The organism is Pseudomonas arabinosi, assembly GCF_047758675.1.
Lineage (GTDB): Bacteria > Pseudomonadota > Gammaproteobacteria > Pseudomonadales > Pseudomonadaceae > Aquipseudomonas > Aquipseudomonas arabinosi.
The window spans coordinates 5,073,350-5,092,075 of sequence record NZ_CP180480.1 but is presented as its reverse complement, the minus strand read 5'-3'; the positions used below and the strand labels follow the sequence as shown (position 1 = coordinate 5,092,075).

Annotated in this window: 22 protein-coding genes; 13 read left to right on the top strand and 9 right to left on the bottom strand. The window is 59.3% G+C overall.

Annotation, left to right across the window (positions count from 1 at the left end; all coding sequences use genetic code 11):
- Positions 1-66: 66 nt before the first annotated feature.
- On the bottom strand, positions 67-873 hold the full coding sequence (locus tag ACMXYJ_RS23785; RefSeq protein WP_111449043.1) for a TatD family hydrolase: 807 nt from the start codon (positions 871-873) through the stop codon (positions 67-69).
- 235 nt (positions 874-1,108) lie between these two features.
- On the opposite strand from ACMXYJ_RS23785, the gene ACMXYJ_RS23780 reads away from it, so the two are divergent.
- The 3 genes from ACMXYJ_RS23780 to ACMXYJ_RS23770 all read left to right on the top strand — a co-directional run bounded on the left by ACMXYJ_RS23780 (position 1,109) and on the right by ACMXYJ_RS23770 (position 3,624).
- The gene (locus ACMXYJ_RS23780; RefSeq protein WP_415757165.1) at positions 1,109-2,530 is read left to right on the top strand and encodes a transglycosylase SLT domain-containing protein; all 1,422 of its coding nucleotides are present in this window, start codon (positions 1,109-1,111) and stop codon (positions 2,528-2,530) included.
- 103 nt (positions 2,531-2,633) lie between these two features.
- Positions 2,634-3,068: a DoxX family protein gene (locus ACMXYJ_RS23775; protein ID WP_033057209.1), complete on the top strand. Its 435-nt coding sequence runs from the start codon at positions 2,634-2,636 to the stop codon at positions 3,066-3,068.
- Positions 3,069-3,315: 247 nt separating this feature from the next.
- Positions 3,316-3,624, top strand: coding sequence for a hypothetical protein (locus ACMXYJ_RS23770; RefSeq protein ID WP_008148504.1), 309 nt, complete (start codon positions 3,316-3,318; stop codon positions 3,622-3,624).
- A gap of 18 nt (positions 3,625-3,642) precedes the next feature.
- On the opposite strand, the gene greB is transcribed toward ACMXYJ_RS23770, so the two are convergent.
- From greB to ACMXYJ_RS23755, 3 genes are read right to left on the bottom strand one after another with little or no spacing between them, the layout of a single operon-like run.
- Entirely contained in the window at positions 3,643-4,140 is a 498-nt protein-coding gene (gene greB / locus ACMXYJ_RS23765; protein WP_415757164.1) for a transcription elongation factor GreB, read from the bottom strand.
- A gap of 34 nt (positions 4,141-4,174) precedes the next feature.
- Complete coding sequence (locus ACMXYJ_RS23760; RefSeq protein WP_415757163.1) at positions 4,175-6,679, bottom strand: ABC transporter permease; 2,505 nt, start codon at positions 6,677-6,679, stop codon at positions 4,175-4,177.
- Positions 6,679-7,362 (bottom strand): ABC transporter ATP-binding protein, encoded by a 684-nt coding sequence (locus tag ACMXYJ_RS23755; RefSeq protein WP_008148510.1) that lies wholly within the window; start codon positions 7,360-7,362, stop codon positions 6,679-6,681. The genes ACMXYJ_RS23760 and ACMXYJ_RS23755 overlap by 1 nt, the downstream gene beginning before the upstream one ends.
- Positions 7,363-7,372: 10 nt before the next feature.
- On the opposite strand from ACMXYJ_RS23755, the gene ACMXYJ_RS23750 reads away from it, so the two are divergent.
- The 3 genes from ACMXYJ_RS23750 (at position 7,373) to ACMXYJ_RS23740 (ending at position 9,402) form a co-directional block, all read left to right on the top strand.
- Positions 7,373-7,978, top strand: a complete 606-nt coding sequence (locus tag ACMXYJ_RS23750; RefSeq protein ID WP_415757162.1) for an arylesterase — start codon at positions 7,373-7,375, stop codon at positions 7,976-7,978.
- Between the two features lie 56 nt (positions 7,979-8,034).
- Positions 8,035-8,328, top strand: a complete 294-nt coding sequence (locus tag ACMXYJ_RS23745) for a hypothetical protein (protein WP_003226812.1) — start codon at positions 8,035-8,037, stop codon at positions 8,326-8,328.
- 102 nt (positions 8,329-8,430) lie between these two features.
- Positions 8,431-9,402 carry a L,D-transpeptidase family protein gene (locus ACMXYJ_RS23740; protein WP_415757161.1) on the top strand — a complete coding sequence of 324 codons (972 nt, stop codon included), beginning with the start codon at positions 8,431-8,433 and terminating at the stop codon, positions 9,400-9,402.
- Between the two features lie 124 nt (positions 9,403-9,526).
- On the opposite strand, the gene oprI is transcribed toward ACMXYJ_RS23740, so the two are convergent.
- On the bottom strand, positions 9,527-9,778 hold the full coding sequence (gene oprI, locus ACMXYJ_RS23735) for an outer membrane lipoprotei OprI (RefSeq protein WP_002553018.1): 252 nt from the start codon (positions 9,776-9,778) through the stop codon (positions 9,527-9,529).
- Positions 9,779-10,418: 640 nt separating this feature from the next.
- On the opposite strand from oprI, the gene ACMXYJ_RS23730 reads away from it, so the two are divergent.
- Positions 10,419-10,706 carry a GNAT family N-acetyltransferase gene (locus ACMXYJ_RS23730; protein ID WP_008057026.1) on the top strand — a complete coding sequence of 96 codons (288 nt, stop codon included), beginning with the start codon at positions 10,419-10,421 and terminating at the stop codon, positions 10,704-10,706.
- Between the two features lie 71 nt (positions 10,707-10,777).
- Here the strand turns inward: ACMXYJ_RS23730 and ACMXYJ_RS23725 are convergent, their stop codons facing one another.
- On the bottom strand, positions 10,778-11,854 hold the full coding sequence (locus ACMXYJ_RS23725; RefSeq protein ID WP_415757160.1) for a 3-deoxy-7-phosphoheptulonate synthase: 1,077 nt from the start codon (positions 11,852-11,854) through the stop codon (positions 10,778-10,780).
- A gap of 128 nt (positions 11,855-11,982) precedes the next feature.
- On the bottom strand, positions 11,983-12,426 hold the full coding sequence (locus tag ACMXYJ_RS23720; protein ID WP_415757159.1) for a PilZ domain-containing protein: 444 nt from the start codon (positions 12,424-12,426) through the stop codon (positions 11,983-11,985).
- On the opposite strand from ACMXYJ_RS23720, the gene ACMXYJ_RS23715 reads away from it, so the two are divergent.
- The 5 genes from ACMXYJ_RS23715 to cysB all read left to right on the top strand — a co-directional run bounded on the left by ACMXYJ_RS23715 (position 12,425) and on the right by cysB (position 16,542).
- Positions 12,425-12,811 carry a thioredoxin family protein gene (locus tag ACMXYJ_RS23715; RefSeq protein WP_348123829.1) on the top strand — a complete coding sequence of 129 codons (387 nt, stop codon included), beginning with the start codon at positions 12,425-12,427 and terminating at the stop codon, positions 12,809-12,811. The genes ACMXYJ_RS23720 and ACMXYJ_RS23715 overlap by 2 nt on opposite strands.
- Positions 12,808-13,764: a putative 2-dehydropantoate 2-reductase gene (locus ACMXYJ_RS23710; protein WP_415757158.1), complete on the top strand. Its 957-nt coding sequence runs from the start codon at positions 12,808-12,810 to the stop codon at positions 13,762-13,764. Before ACMXYJ_RS23715 ends, ACMXYJ_RS23710 begins: the two co-directional genes overlap by 4 nt.
- A gap of 25 nt (positions 13,765-13,789) precedes the next feature.
- Positions 13,790-14,695, top strand: coding sequence for a 5'-nucleotidase (locus ACMXYJ_RS23705; RefSeq protein WP_415757157.1), 906 nt, complete (start codon positions 13,790-13,792; stop codon positions 14,693-14,695).
- A 94-nt stretch (positions 14,696-14,789) separates the two neighbouring features.
- Positions 14,790-15,293, top strand: a complete 504-nt coding sequence (locus ACMXYJ_RS23700) for a universal stress protein (protein WP_415757156.1) — start codon at positions 14,790-14,792, stop codon at positions 15,291-15,293.
- 274 nt (positions 15,294-15,567) lie between these two features.
- Positions 15,568-16,542, top strand: coding sequence for an HTH-type transcriptional regulator CysB (gene cysB, locus ACMXYJ_RS23695; protein WP_008148549.1), 975 nt, complete (start codon positions 15,568-15,570; stop codon positions 16,540-16,542).
- A gap of 9 nt (positions 16,543-16,551) precedes the next feature.
- On the opposite strand, the gene ACMXYJ_RS23690 is transcribed toward cysB, so the two are convergent.
- Positions 16,552-17,034, bottom strand: a complete 483-nt coding sequence (locus ACMXYJ_RS23690) for a GreA/GreB family elongation factor (RefSeq protein WP_415757155.1) — start codon at positions 17,032-17,034, stop codon at positions 16,552-16,554.
- A gap of 14 nt (positions 17,035-17,048) precedes the next feature.
- Entirely contained in the window at positions 17,049-17,456 is a 408-nt protein-coding gene (locus ACMXYJ_RS23685) for a hypothetical protein (protein WP_415757154.1), read from the bottom strand.
- Between the two features lie 124 nt (positions 17,457-17,580).
- On the opposite strand from ACMXYJ_RS23685, the gene earP reads away from it, so the two are divergent.
- A complete protein-coding gene (gene earP / locus ACMXYJ_RS23680) occupies positions 17,581-18,723 on the top strand; it encodes an elongation factor P maturation arginine rhamnosyltransferase EarP (protein WP_415757153.1) in 1,143 nt (380 codons plus the stop codon).
- Positions 18,724-18,726 lie beyond the last annotated feature (3 nt).

Below are 18,726 nucleotides of genomic sequence, written 5' to 3'. Positions count from 1 at the left end.
AGTCGACATCCATGTTGAATGTGCTACCGCCATCGCGAGCAAGCCCGCTCCCACAGGTTCGGTTCGTCAGTCGACCATTGGCAACCCGTAGAACGCTCGCGCACACGCCGTGCTGTGAGCGGCCAGATCTTCCTCGCTCTCCCCGCGATGCAACGCCACTTCCCGCAACACTTCGGTCAGATACGCCGGTTCGTTGCGGCCATTCTTCGGCTTGGGTCGCAGACTGCGCGGCAACAGATACGGCGCATCGCTTTCCAGCATCAGCCGTCCCCGCTTGATCTCTTTCACCAGCGGATGCAGGTGCGTGCCCCGGCGCTCGTCGCAGATCCAGCCGGTGATGCCGATGTGCAAATCCAGATCGAGGTAACTGAACAGCGCCTTCTTTTCGCCCGTGAAGCAATGCACGACAGCGGCCGGCAATTGATCACGGTAATCGCGAAGGATTTCCAGCAAGCGCTGACTGGCATCGCGCTCGTGGAGGAACACCGGCAATTGCAGCTCGACTGCCAACTCCAAGTGCTTTTCCAGGACTTTTTCCTGCTGCGGGCGCGGCGAGAAATCACGGTTGAAATCCAGCCCGCATTCACCCACCGCCACGACGTTCGGCTCCTTGAGCAAACTGCGCAGACGCTGGGCGCTGTCGGCGTTCCAGTCGCTGGCGCAGTGGGGATGAATGCCGGCGGTGGCGAACAGCCGTTGAGCCGTTTCGTCCAGTTGCCGGCACAGTTCCAGCGCCTGCTCGCTGCCCTCGACACTGGTGCCGGTGAGCACCAATTGGCAGACCCCGGCAGCGTAGGCGCGGTCGAGTACAGCCTGGTGTTTGTCGGCAAAACTGGGGTTGGTCAGGTTGACGCCGATATCGATGAGTTGCATGGTGCTACCTCGGACCAAAGGCCGGAAAGCATATCAGAGCTGTAGATTTATAAGAAAAGCCAAGAACTACAACGAGTTAAAGCTGTCTCTTGATGCCGCGAGACAGGTCAGGGTGGCTAAGGTGCCATCACTGTGCCAGTCTTTCGCACTTTGCCAGCGCTCAAGGCGCTCTGTTTCTGTCGTTCGATTTCATGAAAATTCTTGAGATCGGCCCAGTATTCTTTCCGGAGAGTGGATGATACGTCCCTCGGTTTTGCTACTGCTGTGTTGCTCGCTGCTGCTGCCGATGCCGGCGGTTGCGCGTCTGGCCGGGCCGCTGCAAGCCGTGCCTTCGACCAAAGTGCGCGACCTGGCGGAAATCCGCAGCAGTCGCGTACTGCGCGTGTTGGTCAACCAGAGCCGCAACAGCTCCGGCGAAGTTCAGGGCCAGGCCATCGGTGTTGAATACCACCGCTTGCGTGCCTTCGAGCAATACCTCAACGGTCACGCCCGTGACGGTCAGGAAATCACCCTCAAGATCATTCCCAAGGGCAAGGATCAACTGATCGGCGCTTTGCAGCGCGGCGAGGGTGATCTGGTCGCGCCGGGGGAACTGCTGGACCTGCAAGCGGGGCACGCAATCAGCACCAGTGAACCGATTGCCAGCAACATCCCGTTGATATTGGTCGGGATCAAAGGCGAGCGACGTTACACCCGTCTCGAACAGCTCTCCGGCAAAACCCTGGCGTTGCCCACCGGCAGTGCCGCCGGGGACGCGGTCAGTCAGATCAATCAAAAGCTTGCGCTGCTTAAACTGCCACCGGTGATCATCGAGTGGGTCGATCCCAGTCTGGCGGTCGAGGATGTGCTGGAAATGGTCCAGGGCGGAATCTTTCACCTGACGATCGTCGAGCAACCCATTGCCGAGCGCTGGGGCAAGATCCTGCCCAAATTGCGTTTCGATCGGCAGGTGCTCATCAGTGAACCGGGCGAAGAATTCTGGTTCGTGCGCCGCGACGCTTCAATGTTGCGCGCGAGCATTGATCGCTTCCTGACCGGTTACAAAAAGCCATCGGATCAGGATGCCGCGTTCCTGCGGATCTATCGACGTCTGTATCAAGTGCACTATCCATTGGCCAAGGCTGATCGGCAGCGCCTCGAGAAACTTCGGCCAGTGCTGCAGAAGCACGCCGAAGCCCAAGGTATGGACTGGCTGAACCTGGCGGCCCTGGCGTTCAAGGAATCAGCCCTGCAACCCAATGCCCGCAGTGGCAGCGGTCCTACCGGCCTGATGCAGATCACCCCGTCCGCCGCCCAGCGGGTGGGGGTCAACAACATTCAGAATCTCGACGCCAATGTGCAGGCCGGGGCCAAGTACCTGGCGATGATTCGTCGCAAGTTCTTTGCCAGCCCCAAACTCAATGAGCGCGAGCGCATGGCGTTCGTGCTGGCGGCCTACAACATGGGGCCGGAGCGGGTTCAGGGCATGCGTGCCGAGGCTCGTCGGCGCGGTTTGAATCCCAATCAGTGGTTCTTCCAGGTCGAACGCATCGCCATGGAGCAGGTGGGAATGGGCGCCGTCAGCTATGTTAATAGCGTGAACAAGTATTACCTGGCGTTCGATCGGGAGCGGGAGTCGTTGGAGCCCCAGGGGCAGAAAGTTGCCTCACGCAAATAATCGAATAAACTGATTGTAATGGTGCATTAATTGCTCTTTTAACATGAGATTTACTGATTAATATAGCGGCCAACCAACACACACTGACAACGGATGACACAGCATGAGCACACTGATCAACAAGGTACTGTTTACCCGCGCTGGCTACGGCTTGACTGTCTTGCGGATTTTCGTCGGCATCATCTTCGCTGCCCACGGCTCGCAGAAACTCTTTGGGGCGTTCGGTGGTTACGGCCTGGCGGGCACGGCGCAGTACATGGAAAGCATCGGCCTGGCGCCGGGCTATCTGATGGCGACGCTGGCGGGCGGTACTGAGTTCTTCGCCGGTCTGGCATTGATCATTGGCCTGCTGGTTCGCCCGGCAGCCCTCGGCCTGGCCTTCCTCTCGCTGGTGGCAATCTTCTCGGTGCACCTTCCTAACGGTCTGTTCATGGCCAACAACGGTTATGAGTTCGCCCTGGCGCTGCTCGGTGGCAGCATCGCGGTGCTGATCGAAGGCGCCGGCAAACTCTCGGCTGACCGCGCTATCGCCGGCTGACCGCTCTGGTTCAATGAAAAGGCCCGCATTGCGCGGGCCTTTTTTGTTCTCGTCATTCTTGACACTGTCCGGTCAGCTTCTCTAGGATGCTCTCCATGCGCCGATTTAAACAGCTACTTGCGGGGCGCCAGGTGACTCATTCAGTTGCCGATAGAAGCTTGAAACAGGCTTCGAAATACCGCTAAAGCGCTGGTTCGGTGTTGCCTCTCACCTGCCATGCAGACTTTTGAGGCAGAGACACGACACAATGAATGCACTAAGCCCCGTTATACGCCCCGCGCCGATCACGGCACATCTCACCCAGCGCAATCCAAAAATCCTGCTTGGCGGCAAACATCAGCCGACACTTTTGCGTTATCTCGATGGCTGGCCACGTCGCACCGGTGGGCCTGCGGCCTTCCTGATCCAGTTTGTCGAAGAGGGTGAATCGCTGGCTCGATTTGCCAGCGACAGTTTCGATCTGGCGGTGATTCAATCGCCCAGCCTCGAGGACGCCCCCGAAGTGATCAAGCAATTGATTCGCGTTGCCCGACAGGGGCTGATTACCCGCCGTTGAGGCTTTGAACGCTGCAGTTCAAAGATAATCGATCGCCACGATATACACGCACTGCTCACCGGTTGGTGTCTGGACCCGAACCTCGGCGTCCAGCGCCTTGCCGATCAGGGCACGGGCCAACGGCGAATCGATGCTGATCAGGCCCAGTTTCAAATCCAGTTCATCCGGCCCGACGATGCGATAGCGCGACTCTTTGCCATCCTCGTCTTCAATCGTGACCCAGGCGCCAAAATAGACCTTGTTCGGATCGCTCGGTTTTTCGCTGACGATTTTGAGCGCTTCCAGCCGCTTGGTGAGAAAGCGCACACGACTGTCGATCTCGCGCAGCATCTTTTTGCCGTAAGTGTATTCGGCGTTTTCCGAGCGATCGCCCTGTGCCGCAGCCTCGCTGACTGACTGTGTCACCTGCGGCCGCCGAACATGCCAGAGCTCATGAAACTCGGCCCGCATCCGCGCTTCACCTTCGGGGGTGATCAGCGCGGTGCCTGCGGTGCGGGGAGGGCGATAACGGCTCATGGCAACTTCTTGTGGTAGAGAGAACTTGAGTCTATCAACCCTCGCGCAAGACTGTCAGGGGGCTGGCGTTCAGCGCGCGACGTGTGCCGAACACGCCGGCACCGCCGATCAGCACCGCGCCGATCAGTGGCAACACCAGCAACCACGGATGCGGGTGCCACGGCAGGTCGAAGGCGTAGCGGTAGAGCACCAGACTCACCAGTTCCGAACCCAGCGCTGCCAACAATCCGCTGACCGCCCCAAGCAAACCGAACTCGATCCGTCGGGCCTTGACCAACAATTGCCGCTCGGCCCCCAGCGCTCGCAACAAGGCGCCTTGACGAATGCGTTCATCGAGCGTCGCCTGCAAGCCTGAAAACAACACCGCCATCCCCGCCGCCAACACGAACAACAGCACGTATTCCACCGCCAGGGTGACCTGGGCGAGAATGCTGCGCAGCTGCTCGAGCAAGGCTTCGACTTGCAAGATGGTCACTGCCGGGAAGGCTCGTGACAGATCCACGATCTGCTGATCATGACCGGCCGCCAGATAAAAACTGGTCAGGTAGGTCGCTGGCAGATCCTTCAGTGTGCCGGGCTGGAAGATCATGAAGAAGTTAGGCTGGAAGTTGTCCCAGTTGATCTCCCGCAGGCTGGTGACTTTCGCTTCGCGATTGACTCCGCCCACCGTAAACACCATGTGATCGCCGAGCTTGAGTTTCAGGCTTTCGGCGACTTTGCCTTCTACCGATACGCCGGGAATCTCGTCCGGCGCCTGTTCAGCCCACCAGTTGCCCGCCGTGAGTTTGTTGCCCGTCGGCAAATCCGCCGCCCAGGTCAGGCTCAGGTCGCGCTGGATCGCTCGATCACCAGCCGAATCCTTACTGACGATTTCCCGCACCGGCTCGCCGTTGATGCTGATCAGCCGTCCAGGCACCACCGGGTACAGCGGCGCGGATTGCGCCGACAGCTCGATCAAGCGATCGGTGAAGGCCTGTTTGTCCGCCGGCAGAATGTTCAGCGCGAAATAGTTGGGCGCATTTTTCGGTAGCTGGTTCTGCCAGGTGTCCAGCAACTCGCCGCGCAGCAATGCGATCAGCGCCATGGACAGCAGAATCAAACCGAAGGCCAGGGATTGCCCCGCGGCCGCCAGCGGATGACGCAGCAATTGGCCCAGCCCGAGGCGCCATGGCAAAGAGGCACGCGCCAGCATTCGACGCAGGCTCTTCAGAAGCAGCAACAGCAAGCCGCCAAGCACCAACGCTGCGATCACACCGCCACCGAGCAGGGCGAAGGTCAACACCAGGTCCAGGCTCAGGCGCCACATGATCAGCCCGAGGGCGCCCAATGCCGCGCCGTAAACCATCCAGGTGCTAGAGGGAATTGGCAGCATGTCCCGACGCAATACCCGCAATGGCGGAACCCGGCCCAGTGCCGCCAGTGGTGGCAAGGCAAAACCGGCCAGCGCCACCAGCCCGGTGCCGATCCCGGCGATGGCAGGAAACAGGCCGCCCGGTGGAACGTCGGTCGGTAACAAATCATGCAGCAGCGCGAACAGACCCAGCTGCGCGAACCAGCCGATCAGCGCGCCGCTGATGCTGGCGAGCAGTCCGAGCACCGTCAGCTGCAAACTGAACAGCACCATGGTTTCCCGTCGGGACAGCCCCAGGCAACGCAGCAATGCACTGGCATCGAATCGGCGGGTGGCGAATCGCGTGGCCGACAGCGCCACTGCCACACCGGACAGCAGAACCGCCACCAGACTGGCCATGTTCAAGTAACGCTCGGCCTTGCCCAAGGCGCCGCCAATCTGTCGGTTGCCATCACGGGCATCCTGCAAGCGCTGGTTGGGGGCCAGGCCGGGTTTGATCAATTGACGATAGGTTTCCAGCGCCTCGGCTTTACCGCGCCAGAGTTCGCGGTAACTGACCCGACTGCCGGGTTGCACCACGCCGGTCGCGGCGAGGTCGCTGAGGTTGATCAGCACCCTCGGTGTCAGGCTGTAGAAATTGCCGGCGCGGTCCGGTTCGTAGGTCAGTACTCGCGCCAGTTTCAGGGTTCGCATGCCGACGTCGATGCTGTCGCCGATCTTCAGGTCCAGCGCAGTCAACAGTCGCGCTTCGACCCAGGCTTCACCGGGTTTCGGTCCGCCACCCGTCTCTTCCGGGGCGTAGGGCGCCGGAGCACTTTTCAGTTCGCCGCGCAGTGGGTAGACGTCATCGGCAGCCTTTATGCTGGACAGCTGAATGCCATTGTCAGTGGCGATGACGCTGGAAAACTCCACCACTTGAGCGTGTTCGAGGCCCAGTTCCATGCCGCTTTTAATCTGTTCGGGTCGCGCGGGAGAGCTGCCTTCGAGCAACAGGTCGGCACCTAGAAACTCGGTGGCGCGCAGCATCATGGCGCCGTTCAGGCGGGCGCCGAAGTAGCCGATGGCGGTACTCGCCGCCACGGCCACCAGCAAGGCAAAGAACAACACGCGCAACTCACCGGCGCGGGCGTCGCGCATTAGTTGGCGGAAGGCAAGACTGAACAGGCGCAACAGCGGCAGGCGTGCCATTAAACCTCCAGAGGCGGGACGAGCAGGCCGGCGTCGAGGCGGATCAGGCGTCGGCAGCGATGTGCCAGGCGTTCATCGTGGGTTACCAGCACCAGGGTCGTGCCGCGTTCCTGATTGAGTTCGAACAGCAGATCGCTGATGCGCTCGCCGGTATGGCTGTCGAGGTTGCCGGTGGGTTCGTCGGCAAACAGCACATCGGGCTCGGCGGCAAAGGCTCGGGCAATCGCCACGCGCTGCTGTTCTCCGCCGGAGAGCTGGCGGGGCGAATGGGTCAGGCGTTGACCCAGCCCGACGCGTTGCAGCAGTTCGGTGGCGCGCTCACGGGCGTCCTTGCGCCCATCGAGTTCCAGCGGAAGCATGACGTTTTCCAGGGCGTTGAGGCTGTCCAGTAGCTGGAATGATTGAAAGACAAAACCCACATGCTCGGCGCGGATGCGCGCCCGTTGGTCTTCATCGAGATTGCTCAGGGCTTGACCGGCGAGCGTGACTTCACCGCTGCTCGGCAGATCGAGACCGGCGAGGAGGCCCAGAAGGGTGGATTTGCCGGAACCGGAGGCCCCGACGATGGCCAGACTGTCGCCCTTGTTCAGTTTCAGGCTCAGTTCGTGCAGGATGGTCAGTTCACCTTCCGCGCTGGGAACCACTTTGCTGAGGTTCTTCGCGGTGAGAATACTTGCGCCCATGGAGAATCCGATGCGTGTGTGGTTTTTGAGTGCTGGCCTGGCCTTGATGTGCATGGCCCAGAACGCAGCGGCGGGTACAGTCCTGATCGTTGGCGATAGTATCAGCGCGGGTTTCGGGCTGGATACCCGGTTGGGATGGGTCTCTCTGCTTGAGGACCGGCTCAAGCGCGAAGGTTTCGACGATAAGGTAGTCAATGCGTCCATTGGCGGCGACACCAGTGCCGGAGGCCGGGCGCGCCTGCCCGCGCTGCTTGCAGAGCATAAGCCTGAGCTGGTAATCCTCGAGTTGGGCGGTAACGATGGCCTGCGCGGATTGCTGCCAACGCAATTGCAACAAAACCTTGCAGCCATGATCGACAGCTCCCGCGCCAGTGGCGCCAAGGTGCTGCTGCTCGGCATGCAATTGCCACCCAACTACGGTGTTCGTTATACCGAGGCCTTCGCGAAGGTCTACAGCACCCTGGCCGACGAGAAAAAGATCCCCCTGGTGCCGTTTTTTCTCGACGGCGTAGGCGGTCATCCAGAGTTGATGCAAGCCGACGGCCTGCACCCGACTGCCGGGGCTCAGGACAAGTTGCTGGAAAATGTCTGGCCTACGCTGAAACCGCTGCTTTGACGCTTTTCTAGCGGCGGTGTTTCGGCTAAGGTGGCGCCCCCGATTTGGAGCCCCCGATGCCGCGTCCCGCCTGGTCACTTTTTGCCTACCAACTGATCGAGCCTGACGAACAGCTGGATCTGTTCGCCTGCCAGGAAGTGCGGGTACATCTGGTGACCCGTCAACTCGAGTTGGGCGGCTCGGCGGACCGGACCTTGTGCGGCAGCCTGTTGCCAGCACAACCGCGCTGGTCGAGCGTCGATCGCCGTGTGTTCCAGGATCAGCGCCTGTGTTCGCTGTGCCGGGCCATTCTTGAGTCGCAAAAGCGCGGCACATCGCCGATCTGGCCGGAACTGCGTTTCGAGCTTTAGAAGCCGATAGATTGCTTGCTATCGGTCAACTCCCCGATTTTCCAGATGCCGGTGTACAATCCCGTTTTTATACCCTTGTCGATCATGCGAAGGATTTTCCGGATGTTGCCGCGCTTTCCTGCCGTCACCCGCTACCTGTCTCTCGCCGCCCTCTGTGTGGCGGGTCCCGTAGCAGCATTGGAGCTGCCCCTGCCACCGCCCGGTGAAGACATCATCGGTCAGGTCCAGGTGATCAAGGCCAAGTACGAAGATACCTTCGCCGACCTTGGCACCACCTACGACCTGGGCTATTCGGAAATGGTCGCGGCCAATCCTGGCGTCGATCCATGGCTGCCGGGCGCTGGCACCGAAGTGGTGCTGCCGACGCGTTTCATCCTGCCGCCAGGCCCGCGTGAAGGCATCGTCATCAACCTGGCCGAGTACCGCCTCTATTACTTCCCCAAAGGCCGGAACGTGGTGTACACCTTCCCGCTGGGTATCGGCCGTGAAGGCTGGGGCTCGCCGATTGCCCATACCAGCATCATCGCCAAGACACCGAACCCGACCTGGACCCCTCCTGCGTCGATCAAGGCCGAGCACGCCGCCGATGGCGATCCACTGCCGAACGTGGTGCCAGCCGGCCCAGACAACCCGCTGGGGCCTTTCAAGTTCACGCTGGGCACGCCGGGCTACCTGATCCACGGTTCGAACAAGAAGTTCGGCATCGGCATGCGCACCAGCCACGGTTGCTTCCGCATGTTCAACAACAACGTGCTGGAAATGGCCGGCATGGTGCCGGTAGGCACGTCGGTGCGCATTATCAGCGACCCGTACAAGTTCGGTGTCAGTGGCGGCAAGGTGTATCTGGAAGCGCACACGCCGCTGGACGACAAGGGCAACCCTTCTGTGGTCGACAAACACACCGCGGTGATCAACGCGATGCTCAAGCGTGAGGACATCACCAACAACCTGCGCATGAACTGGGATGTGGTCCGCGACGTGGTTGCCGCCGAAGATGGTCTGCCGGTGGAAATCGGAGTGCCGAATTCCTCGGCGGCGATGGTGACGAGTGCGCCGATCGACCCGTTGCAGTAATGCTTGAAAGGAACCCGCCGATGCTGACCGCAGCGGCGGGTTTTTTATTGCCTGTACGAAATAGCGGGCAATAAAAAAGCCGACCCAAAAAATGGGTCGGCTTGATAACAATCCCGAGGGATTATTACTTGCGGCTAGCTTTGTCCAGCATGCGCAGAGCACGCTCGTTAGCTTCGTCAGCAGTCTGTTGTGCTTTTTGAGCAGCAGCCAGAGCTTCATCAGCTTTACGGTAAGCTTCGTCTGCACGAGCCTGGGAGCGAGCAGCTGCGTCTTCAGTAGCGGTCAGACGTGCTTCGGTTTCTTTCGATACGCTGCTGCAACCGGTAGCCAGAACTGCGGCCAGAGCCAGAGCAGAGAATTTCAGAACGTTGTTCATCGTGTTCCCCTTCAAGGACTTTCTATTAAGTTAGCTGTCTCCTCAGATTGAGGAAATAGCCGGCGTACATACTACCCATTACTTGTCGTAAGTAAACTGACGTAAAGCAAGAAGCCAAAAAAATTGTAGGCGTTGATTCTTTTTCGAGCAACTTTTAACTGCATTGTTTAAAAAATATCCAGCTGGGAGGCCCGAGCTGAGCGAGCCGCCGAAGAAAAGTTCCGCGCGCTCACAGCTCTTTTCCGAGTCTTGGCTAAAGTCTGTCTAGATGGATTCGTCCACACTTTTGTTCGGATTTTGCGTGGCGCCTCTCATATCTTTCTCCATGTTCAGGTGACTTTAACAAAGGGCGCTCGTCTTAAGTCTCAACATCCGGCAATGTTCAGGCTGTCGACCTTCAGATATCTTGGTCGAGCCGTCTCTGCGTAACCCGGAGCAGCACCCCCGCCCCCAGCGTGATGACGAGCGTACCTTGAGCATTTCTGCCAATGGTGCCTACTATTTGATACGTGCTCGGTTGCGCGAGATGGGTGCAGTTCTTCTCGGTGTCCATTCAGGCACGGGGTGGCGTAGATGTTCCTTCGCCGGAAAAACATCGGTAAGGTAGGGGTCAGAAATTCCAGACCCGCGAGGAGTAGTGATGAGCGAGGCGTTGTCCATCCACCATGACCAGGCTGGTCATCAGTTCGAGACCAATGTGGACGGTCATCGTGCCTACCTGACCTATATGGATCTGGGGAAACAGACCCTGGATATCTATCGCACCTTTGTGCCCAACGCGCTGCGTGGTCGCGGTATTGCGGCAGCCTTGACCGAGAAGGCGTTGGAGTACGCTGAAGAAATGGGTTACACCGTCATTCCGTCGTGTTCCTACGTGGAACGCTACATGGAACGCCACCAGCGGCATGCAGCCAAGCTGAGCCAGTAACCTTTCAAAGAATCGAACGCATAAAAAAACGCCGGGTCAAGCCCGGCGTTTTTTTGTGCGGCGAAAAGTGATCAGCTGCGATCGCGTTTCGGCAGCACGTCCTTGAGCTTGGCATGCATGCTGCGCAAGGTGTTTTCGGTGGCGGTCCAGTCGATGCAGGCATCGGTGATCGACACGCCGTATTGCAGGTCGGCGAGGTCTTTCGGGATCGCCTGGCAACCCCAGTTCAGGTGACTTTCGACCATCAGGCCGATGATCGACTGGTTGCCTTCGAGGATCTGGTTGGCGACGTTCTCCATCACCAGCGGTTGCAGGGCCGGGTCCTTGTTGGAGTTGGCGTGGCTGCAATCGACCATGATGTTCGGCTTGATCTTCGCTTTGTTCAGCGCCTGCTCGCAGAGCGCGACGCTGACCGAATCGTAGTTCGGCTTGCCGTTGCCACCGCGCAGTACCACGTGACCGTAGGCATTGCCCTTGGTGGTGACGATCGACACGCCACCTTCCTGGTTGATACCCAGGAAGCGGTGAGGGCTGGAAACCGACTGCAGGGCGTTGATAGCGACCGTCAGGCCACCATCGGTGCCGTTCTTGAAACCGACTGCCGAGGACAGGCCGGAGGCCATTTCACGGTGAGTCTGGGATTCGGTGGTGCGCGCACCGATGGCCGACCAGCTGATCAGGTCCTGCAAGTACTGCGGGGAGATCGGGTCGAGGGCTTCAGTTGCGGTCGGCAGGCCCATCTCGGCCAGGTCCAGCAGCAATTTACGACCGATGTGCAGACCGTCCTGAATCTTGAAGGAGTCGTCCAGGTACGGATCGTTGATCAAACCTTTCCAGCCGACGGTGGTGCGTGGCTTCTCGAAATACACGCGCATGACCAGATACAGGGTATCGGACACTTCGGCCGCAAGCGCCTTCAGGCGCTCGGCGTATTCGTGGGCAGCCTTGATGTCGTGGATCGAGCAAGGCCCGATGACAACAAACAGGCGGTGGTCGGTGCCATCAAGAATGTTGCGAATGACTTCGCGGCCCTTGGTGACGGTGCGCAGGGCAGCGTCGCTCAGAGGGAGATCACGCTTGAGCTGATCGGGAGTGATCAGCGTCTCGTTGGAAGCGACGTTTAGGTCGTTGATCGGTAAATCAGCCATCGTTTACTCGTCAGGTCACGGGTGCCGGCCGCCAGCGAACCCGCGCGGCGGAGCACAGCAAATTAAGCGCGTCGGGGAGCAGAACCTTAGCGCGTTACACCGTGGCTCGACAATGGGCAGACACCGGTTTAATCCAGTACAACCTGTGCAAATGCCTTGCGAACCGTCTCGTGAGAGAACTCGTCGGCATGCTCCTGGACCCATTCGAGGGCCAGTGCCTGAGTTTCCTGTAGACCGTCATGTGCGTCATGCAGGCGGCAATAATGTTCGATCTGACACACCTGCTCGCCCATCCGGGCACTGAACATCATCTGTTCGTCAACAAAGGCAATGCCTACCAGATAGCCGCGCTTGCGTCGCAGGCACCAGGCTACATAGCCCAGAAAACGCATGTCGGGGCTCAAGGTCGGCATGCGCACTTCCAGCGCCGTACCGTGGCGCCACGCCCGGTGATAATTGCAAGCCATGCCCCCGAGGCTGATAGTGTGCAGCTGTTGCCGTGAAATACACTCAGGTTTGAGCAACGTTAATTCGACGGGCACATCGTCAGGGTGAGGAATAAAACGTCCCATGAACACGGACTCCATGTGTCGGCCATCTGACATTGTTCCACCCAGTATAGTGGTCGAATTGGAACTGACTGATTTCGACGCCGACCAACGGCTGCTGGCGATGAGCGGTGTATCGCTGGTTATTTTCACCAGCGTCGGCTGCGCCAGTTGCCGTTTTGCCCGTGAGCAATTGCCACGACTCGATCTGGACGTCGATCGGCTGTGCTGGATCGATGCCGGGAACAATGGCGGGGTGGTCGAGCGTTATCAGGTTTTTTATTTGCCGGCGCTGTTTGTGGTGCGCGACGGTGAATTCTTCGGGGCACTAAAATCGCGTCTGACCCGCACCGAGCTCAATGCAGCCGTGGGTCAGGCGTTGAGTCGAATTGCAGAGGAGTTGCCATGATGGGGGCAGTGACCAAACCGACAATCGGTATTATCGGAACCGGTGCGATCGGCGGTTTCTACGGGTTGATGCTGGCGCGTGCCGGCTTCGATGTGCATTTTCTGTTGCGCAGTGAATTCTCTGCGGTGGCCGAGCGCGGGTTGCAGCTCGACAGTGCGACGCATGGCGCGCTGACGTTGAATCCGGTTCAGGCCTATTCGAATGCCGAAGACATGCCGCCCTGTGACTGGTTGTTGGTGGGCGCGAAAACCACCAGTAACGCGCAGCTGGCACCGACGATCATTCAAGCCGCGGCACCGAATGCCAAAGTGTTGTTGCTACAAAATGGCCTGGACGTTGAAGTCAGTCTGCGAGCGTTGCTCCCCGATTCGCTGCACGTGCTCGGTGGGCTCTGCTATATCTGCGTTCATCGTGACGGCCCCTGCGTCATCACCCATCAGGCGCTCGGCGCGGTGAATGTTGGCTATCACAGTGGCCCGGCGACCGATGAGCAGGCGCGCATGGCGATTGTCGAGGAGGGCGCCGGGCTGTTCCGCGCCGCCGGCATCGACTCCCAGGCCATGGCGAACCTGCATCAGGCGCGCTGGCAAAAACTGGTCTGGAATATCCCCTACAACGGTCTGTCGGTGCTGCTCGGGGCAAGCACCACGCCGTTGATGGCTGATGCCGACAGTCGGGAGCTGGTCAAGGCTCTGATGGCTGAAGTGGTTCAGGGAGCAATCGCCTGCGGTCACGACGTACCGGCCGGTTATGCCGATCACCTGTTCATGGTGACCGAGAAAATGCCGGACTATTGGCCGAGCATGTACCACGATTTTCTGCACAAACGACCACTTGAGCTGGATGCGATTTACGCCCGGCCACTGGCGGCAGCCAAGGCCGCAGGGTGCGAGTTGCCGCGAATCGAAGCCTTGTATCGCAGTTTGAGTTTTATCGATCGACGTAACACCTGAGTCGATCATCCTGAGGGGGAAGGGCATGGCAAAGACTATCGACGACAAACTGGTGCTGGCGATTTCTTCGCGTGCGCTGTTCGACCTGAGCGAAAGCCATAAGGTTTATGAGTCGAGCGGCGTCGAAGCCTATCGGCAATATCAGATCGAACACGAAGACGAAATCCTCGAGCCCGGTGATGCATTCCCGTTGGTGCAGAAACTCCTCAACCTCAATTCCAGCCTTGGCCGCGCCAGGGTCGAGGTGATCCTGGTGTCGCGCAACAGTGCCGACACCGGTCTGCGGGTATTCAATTCGATCCACCACTATGGCCTGGCGATTTCCCGCGCGGCGTTTGTTGGCGGACGCAGTCCTTATCCGTACCTGAAGGCGTTTGGCTGCGACCTGTTTCTCTCGACGCATGCTGAAGACGTGCGCAGTGCACTGGATGCCGGATTCGCCGCAGCGACCATTCTGTCGGGTGGCGCCAGCCGTGCGGCCAGTGATGAATTGCGCATTGCCTTCGATGGTGACGCGGTGCTGTTTTCCGACGAATCGGAGCGCGTCTATCAGTCCGGTGGTCTGGAAGCGTTTCAGGCCAGCGAGCGTGAAGCCGCCCGCGAGCCATTGCGCGGTGGGCCGTTCAAAGGCTTCCTCGCCGCCCTCAATCTGTTGCAGCGCGAGTTCCCGGAAGACGCCTGTCCGATCCGCACCGCGCTGGTGACCGCGCGATCCGCGCCCGCCCATGAGCGAGTGATCCGTACCTTGCGCGAATGGGACATTCGTCTGGACGAGTCGCTGTTTCTCGGCGGCCTGACCAAGTCGGCGTTTCTTGAAGCCTTTGCCGCCGACGTGTTTTTCGACGATCAGGCCGGTCATTGCGAGTTGGCCCGCGAGGTGGTCGCCACCGGCCACGTGCCGCACGGCATAAGCAACGAGCAAAAGGTTTAAGCCCACGGTTCAACGCGTTACGCGAAACGTCGCACTCGCCAAGGCACTGCTAAGCTGAATCAATCTCCGCCATGTTGGCACTCAAGGAGGTCATATGATTCATTCGATGCTGTATGCCACTGACCTCGGCCTGTACGCACCTTTGGTGATGCAGCATGCCTTGGCGCTGGCGCGAACATTCAATGCCGATCTCTACGTGGTGCACGCCGTTGAACCGATGGGGCTGTTTGCCGAGTCGGTGCTTCAGAGTTATCTCGATGAGCAGGCGTTGAATGAGTTTCACAGCCAAGGCTTGAACACGGTGATTGCCAATATCGAGCAGCGGGTACTCGACAGCTTTCGTGAAGAATTGGGGGATGACGGGTCGCAGGACCTGGAGCGGATCAAAGCAGTACGGGTGCTTCAGGGCGATCCGTCGCAGGTGATTCTCGACCAGGCGCAGAAACTCTCCGTGGATTTGTTGATCGTAGGTAGTCATAGCCATGGTGCTGGCGCGGAAACGCCTTTGGGCCGGACTGCGGCGCGGGTGCTGCAACTGTCTCGGGTGCCGGTCTATCTGGTGCCCTTGGTGGAGCGTCGTCGCCAAGGGGATCGATAGTGTCCTGCCTCGCAAATACGGTTCCTCTTTTGACGGCGTCTGTTTCTGCCATGCTGCGTTGCCGCTCCTCGCCATAGCGGGCTATGACTCGTCGCGGCGCCTTGCCTGGCAGCAACAGCCACTCGTCAAAAGAGGAACGTATTCACGAGGCAGGACACCAGAACACGAATAGTGTCAGTTTGACAAAAAAGTTCTAGATTTATTCTTCAAACCATTAATATAGTTATATACCGTCGCTGATGCCCGTGGCGTCTACCTGCTTTGAGGGATTCATATGAAGCTTCAACAATTGCGCTACATCTGGGAAGTGGCGCACCACGACCTCAACGTTTCCGCTACAGCCCAAAGCCTTTACACGTCGCAACCGGGCATCAGTAAGCAGATCCGTCTGCTGGAAGACGAATTGGGGGTTGAGGTTTTCGCTCGCAGCGGCAAGCACCTGACCCGTGTCACTCCGGCCGGCGAGCGAATTATCACCACCGCCGGCGAGATCCTGCGCAAAGTTGAAAGCATCAAGCAGATCGCCCAGGAATTCTCCAACGAGAAGAAAGGCACCCTGTCGATCGCCACCACGCACACCCAGGCGCGTTATGCGTTGCCACCGGTGATCAGCAATTTCATCAAGCAATACCCGGACGTGGCCCTGCACATGCACCAGGGTTCGCCGATGCAGATCGCTGAAATGGCCGCTGACGGCACCGTGGATTTCGCTATCGCCACCGAAGCGCTGGAACTGTTCGGTGATCTGGTGATGATGCCGTGCTATCGCTGGAACCGCTGCGTGGTCGTGCCTCAGGGCCACCCGCTGACCAAGCTGTCGAAGTTGACCCTCGAAGCCCTGGCCGAATACCCGATCGTGACGTACGTGTTCGGTTTCACCGGCCGTTCGAAACTCGACGAAGCGTTCAGCCATCGCGGCCTGACACCGAAAGTGGTGTTCACCGCCGCCGACGCCGACGTGATCAAGACGTACGTTCGCCTGGGCCTGGGCGTAGGCATCGTGGCGAAAATGGCGGTCGATGCCAAACTCGATAGCGACCTGGTCATGCTCGATGCCAGCGACTTGTTCGAATCCAGCATTACTAAAATCGGTTTCCGTCGCGGCACGTTCCTGCGTGGCTTCATGTGCGACTTCATCGAGAAGTTCGCCCCGCACCTGACCCGCGAAGTCATGGCCAAGGCCATCCAGTGCCACAACAAGCAGGAACTGGAAGAGCTGTTCGACGGCGTCGAACTGCCGGTGCATTAATCTCCCTTTCTATACCACCTCGGTAACAGAAAACTGTTGCCGAGCACCCGCCACCAGAATCTCCACCTCGTCCCCTTCGAACTTGCCCAGCAGACTCTTGCCCAGCGGTGAGCGAGGGGTGATGACGGTAATCCATTGCCCCACCAGGTCGACCTTCAAACCCGCCGCGTCGGGGGCCAGGAACAACCATTGCTCACGACCCTTTTCGTCTTCCAGACCGAGCAGGGCACCGACTTCAATACCGCGCTGATCGTCGTAAGGCCGCAGTGTCAGGTTCTGGCAAAGCATCAGTGACTGCCTGATTTCCTCCACCCGTCTGGCTTGCCCGGCTGCCAGATAAGACGCCTCCAACCCCAGCGTGTCGTACTTGTTCTCGGCGATGTTTTCTTCGTGGGTCGCGGTTTCGTAAGCGGTTTGTGCGGCACGCTCGGCGATGTCGAGGTCGATCCGCAGCTTGTCGAGAATCAGTTGGTGGACGGTCGGCTTGTGCATAGAGAGCTTCTTGATCAATCGCAGAATTGCAGGACGTTGGCGCGGCTTTTTTCGTTCGGCGCAGTCTGGTCCTGTTGCAGCCAGAACTGGCATTTCGGGTTGGACAGATTGCGGCCGGTGCTGCGGGCCTGATCCATTCGTTGCTGCTGCTCGTTTTTACGCAGGTTCTCTTCGTACTGTTCGAACAACGGGCTTTGCGGCGGAATATCCGGCACCGGTTGCACCACCACCGGTGGTTTGGCCAGTTGCTGCACGGCCTCTGCCACGGGCGCCAGCTGCTCGCTGAACAGTCGGGAGGCAAGCCAGCACGTCAGCGCGATCGCGATAAACCCCAGCCACACACCCAGGGCAATGCTGCCGGTCAGTTGCAAGGCGTTGAGCTGGATCGGCAACGGGCGGCGCGGGTTGGGACGATAGGGCATGGCTGCCTCCTGGCGGGTGGTCGCGGGCGAGTGGCGATTGTCGCATGAAGATTAATCGCCGTCGGCTCTTCTGCACGGGGTAATTTATGAGGACAATCGGCGCCTTTGCCAACGGGAGCCTGGAATGCCTGATATGAAAGCCCGCTGGGATATTTTCTGCGCGGTGGTCGACAACTTTGGCGACATCGGCGTGACCTGGCGTCTGGCCCGACAACTGGTGGCCGAACATTCGGTGACGGTGCGTTTGTGGGTCGATGATCTTCGGGCCTTCGAGCGCTTGTGCCCGGAAATCGACATCAACGCCTCACAGCAATGGCAGCAGGGCGTCGAAGTGCGCCAGTGGATGGCCGACTGGCAGCCCACTGAAGCCGCTGATGTGGTGATCGCCGCGTTCGCCTGCCAATTGCCGAGTGCTTACATGGAGGCCATGGCCGAGCGGGAAAAACCGCCGCTGTGGATGAATCTCGACTATCTGAGTGCCGAGGACTGGATCGTCGGCTGCCACGGCTTGCCGTCGGTGAAATACAAGAGCGTACAAAAATTCTTCTTCTTCCCGGGGTTTCAGAAGGGCACCGGAGGCTTGCTGCGTGAAAGCGGATTGCTGGAGCGTCGTCAGCAGTTTCAGCAAAACCCCGAGGCTCAGCGAGAATTCCTGCAAAGTTTAGGGATTGATCGCGCGCAAGATGCGCAGTTGGTCTCGCTGTTTGCCTACGAAAATAACGGGCTGGCCAGTTGGCTCGACGCAATGGCTGCCGATTCGACGCCCACTCATCTGCTGGTGCCCGAAGGCAGGATTCTTGGGGATGTTGAGCGTTGGCTCAGTGTGGATGGCCTGGTGGCCGGCGCGCTGCATGTGCGCGGTGAACTGACCGTGCAAGTGCTGCCGTTCGTCCGACAGGATCAATACGATCACCTGCTCTGGTGCTGCGATTTCAATGCCGTGCGCGGTGAAGATTCCTTTGTCCGCGCCCAATGGGCGGGCCGGCCGCTGCTCTGGCACATCTATCAGCAGGACGAAGACATCCATCTGGACAAGCTCGACGCCTTCCTCGCGCTGTACACCAAAGGCCTGTCCGAGCCTGCCCGCGAGGCGATCAGCGGTCTTTGGCGCGCGTGGAATGCGGGTGACAATATGACCGGGCACTGGCAATCGACCCGAAAACACTGGCCAGAACTGCAAAAACACGCCGAAGCGTGGTGTCTGGAACAGGCTTTGCAGGCAGATCTTGCCGCAGCGCTGGTACAGTTTTATGTAAATTGGATATGATAC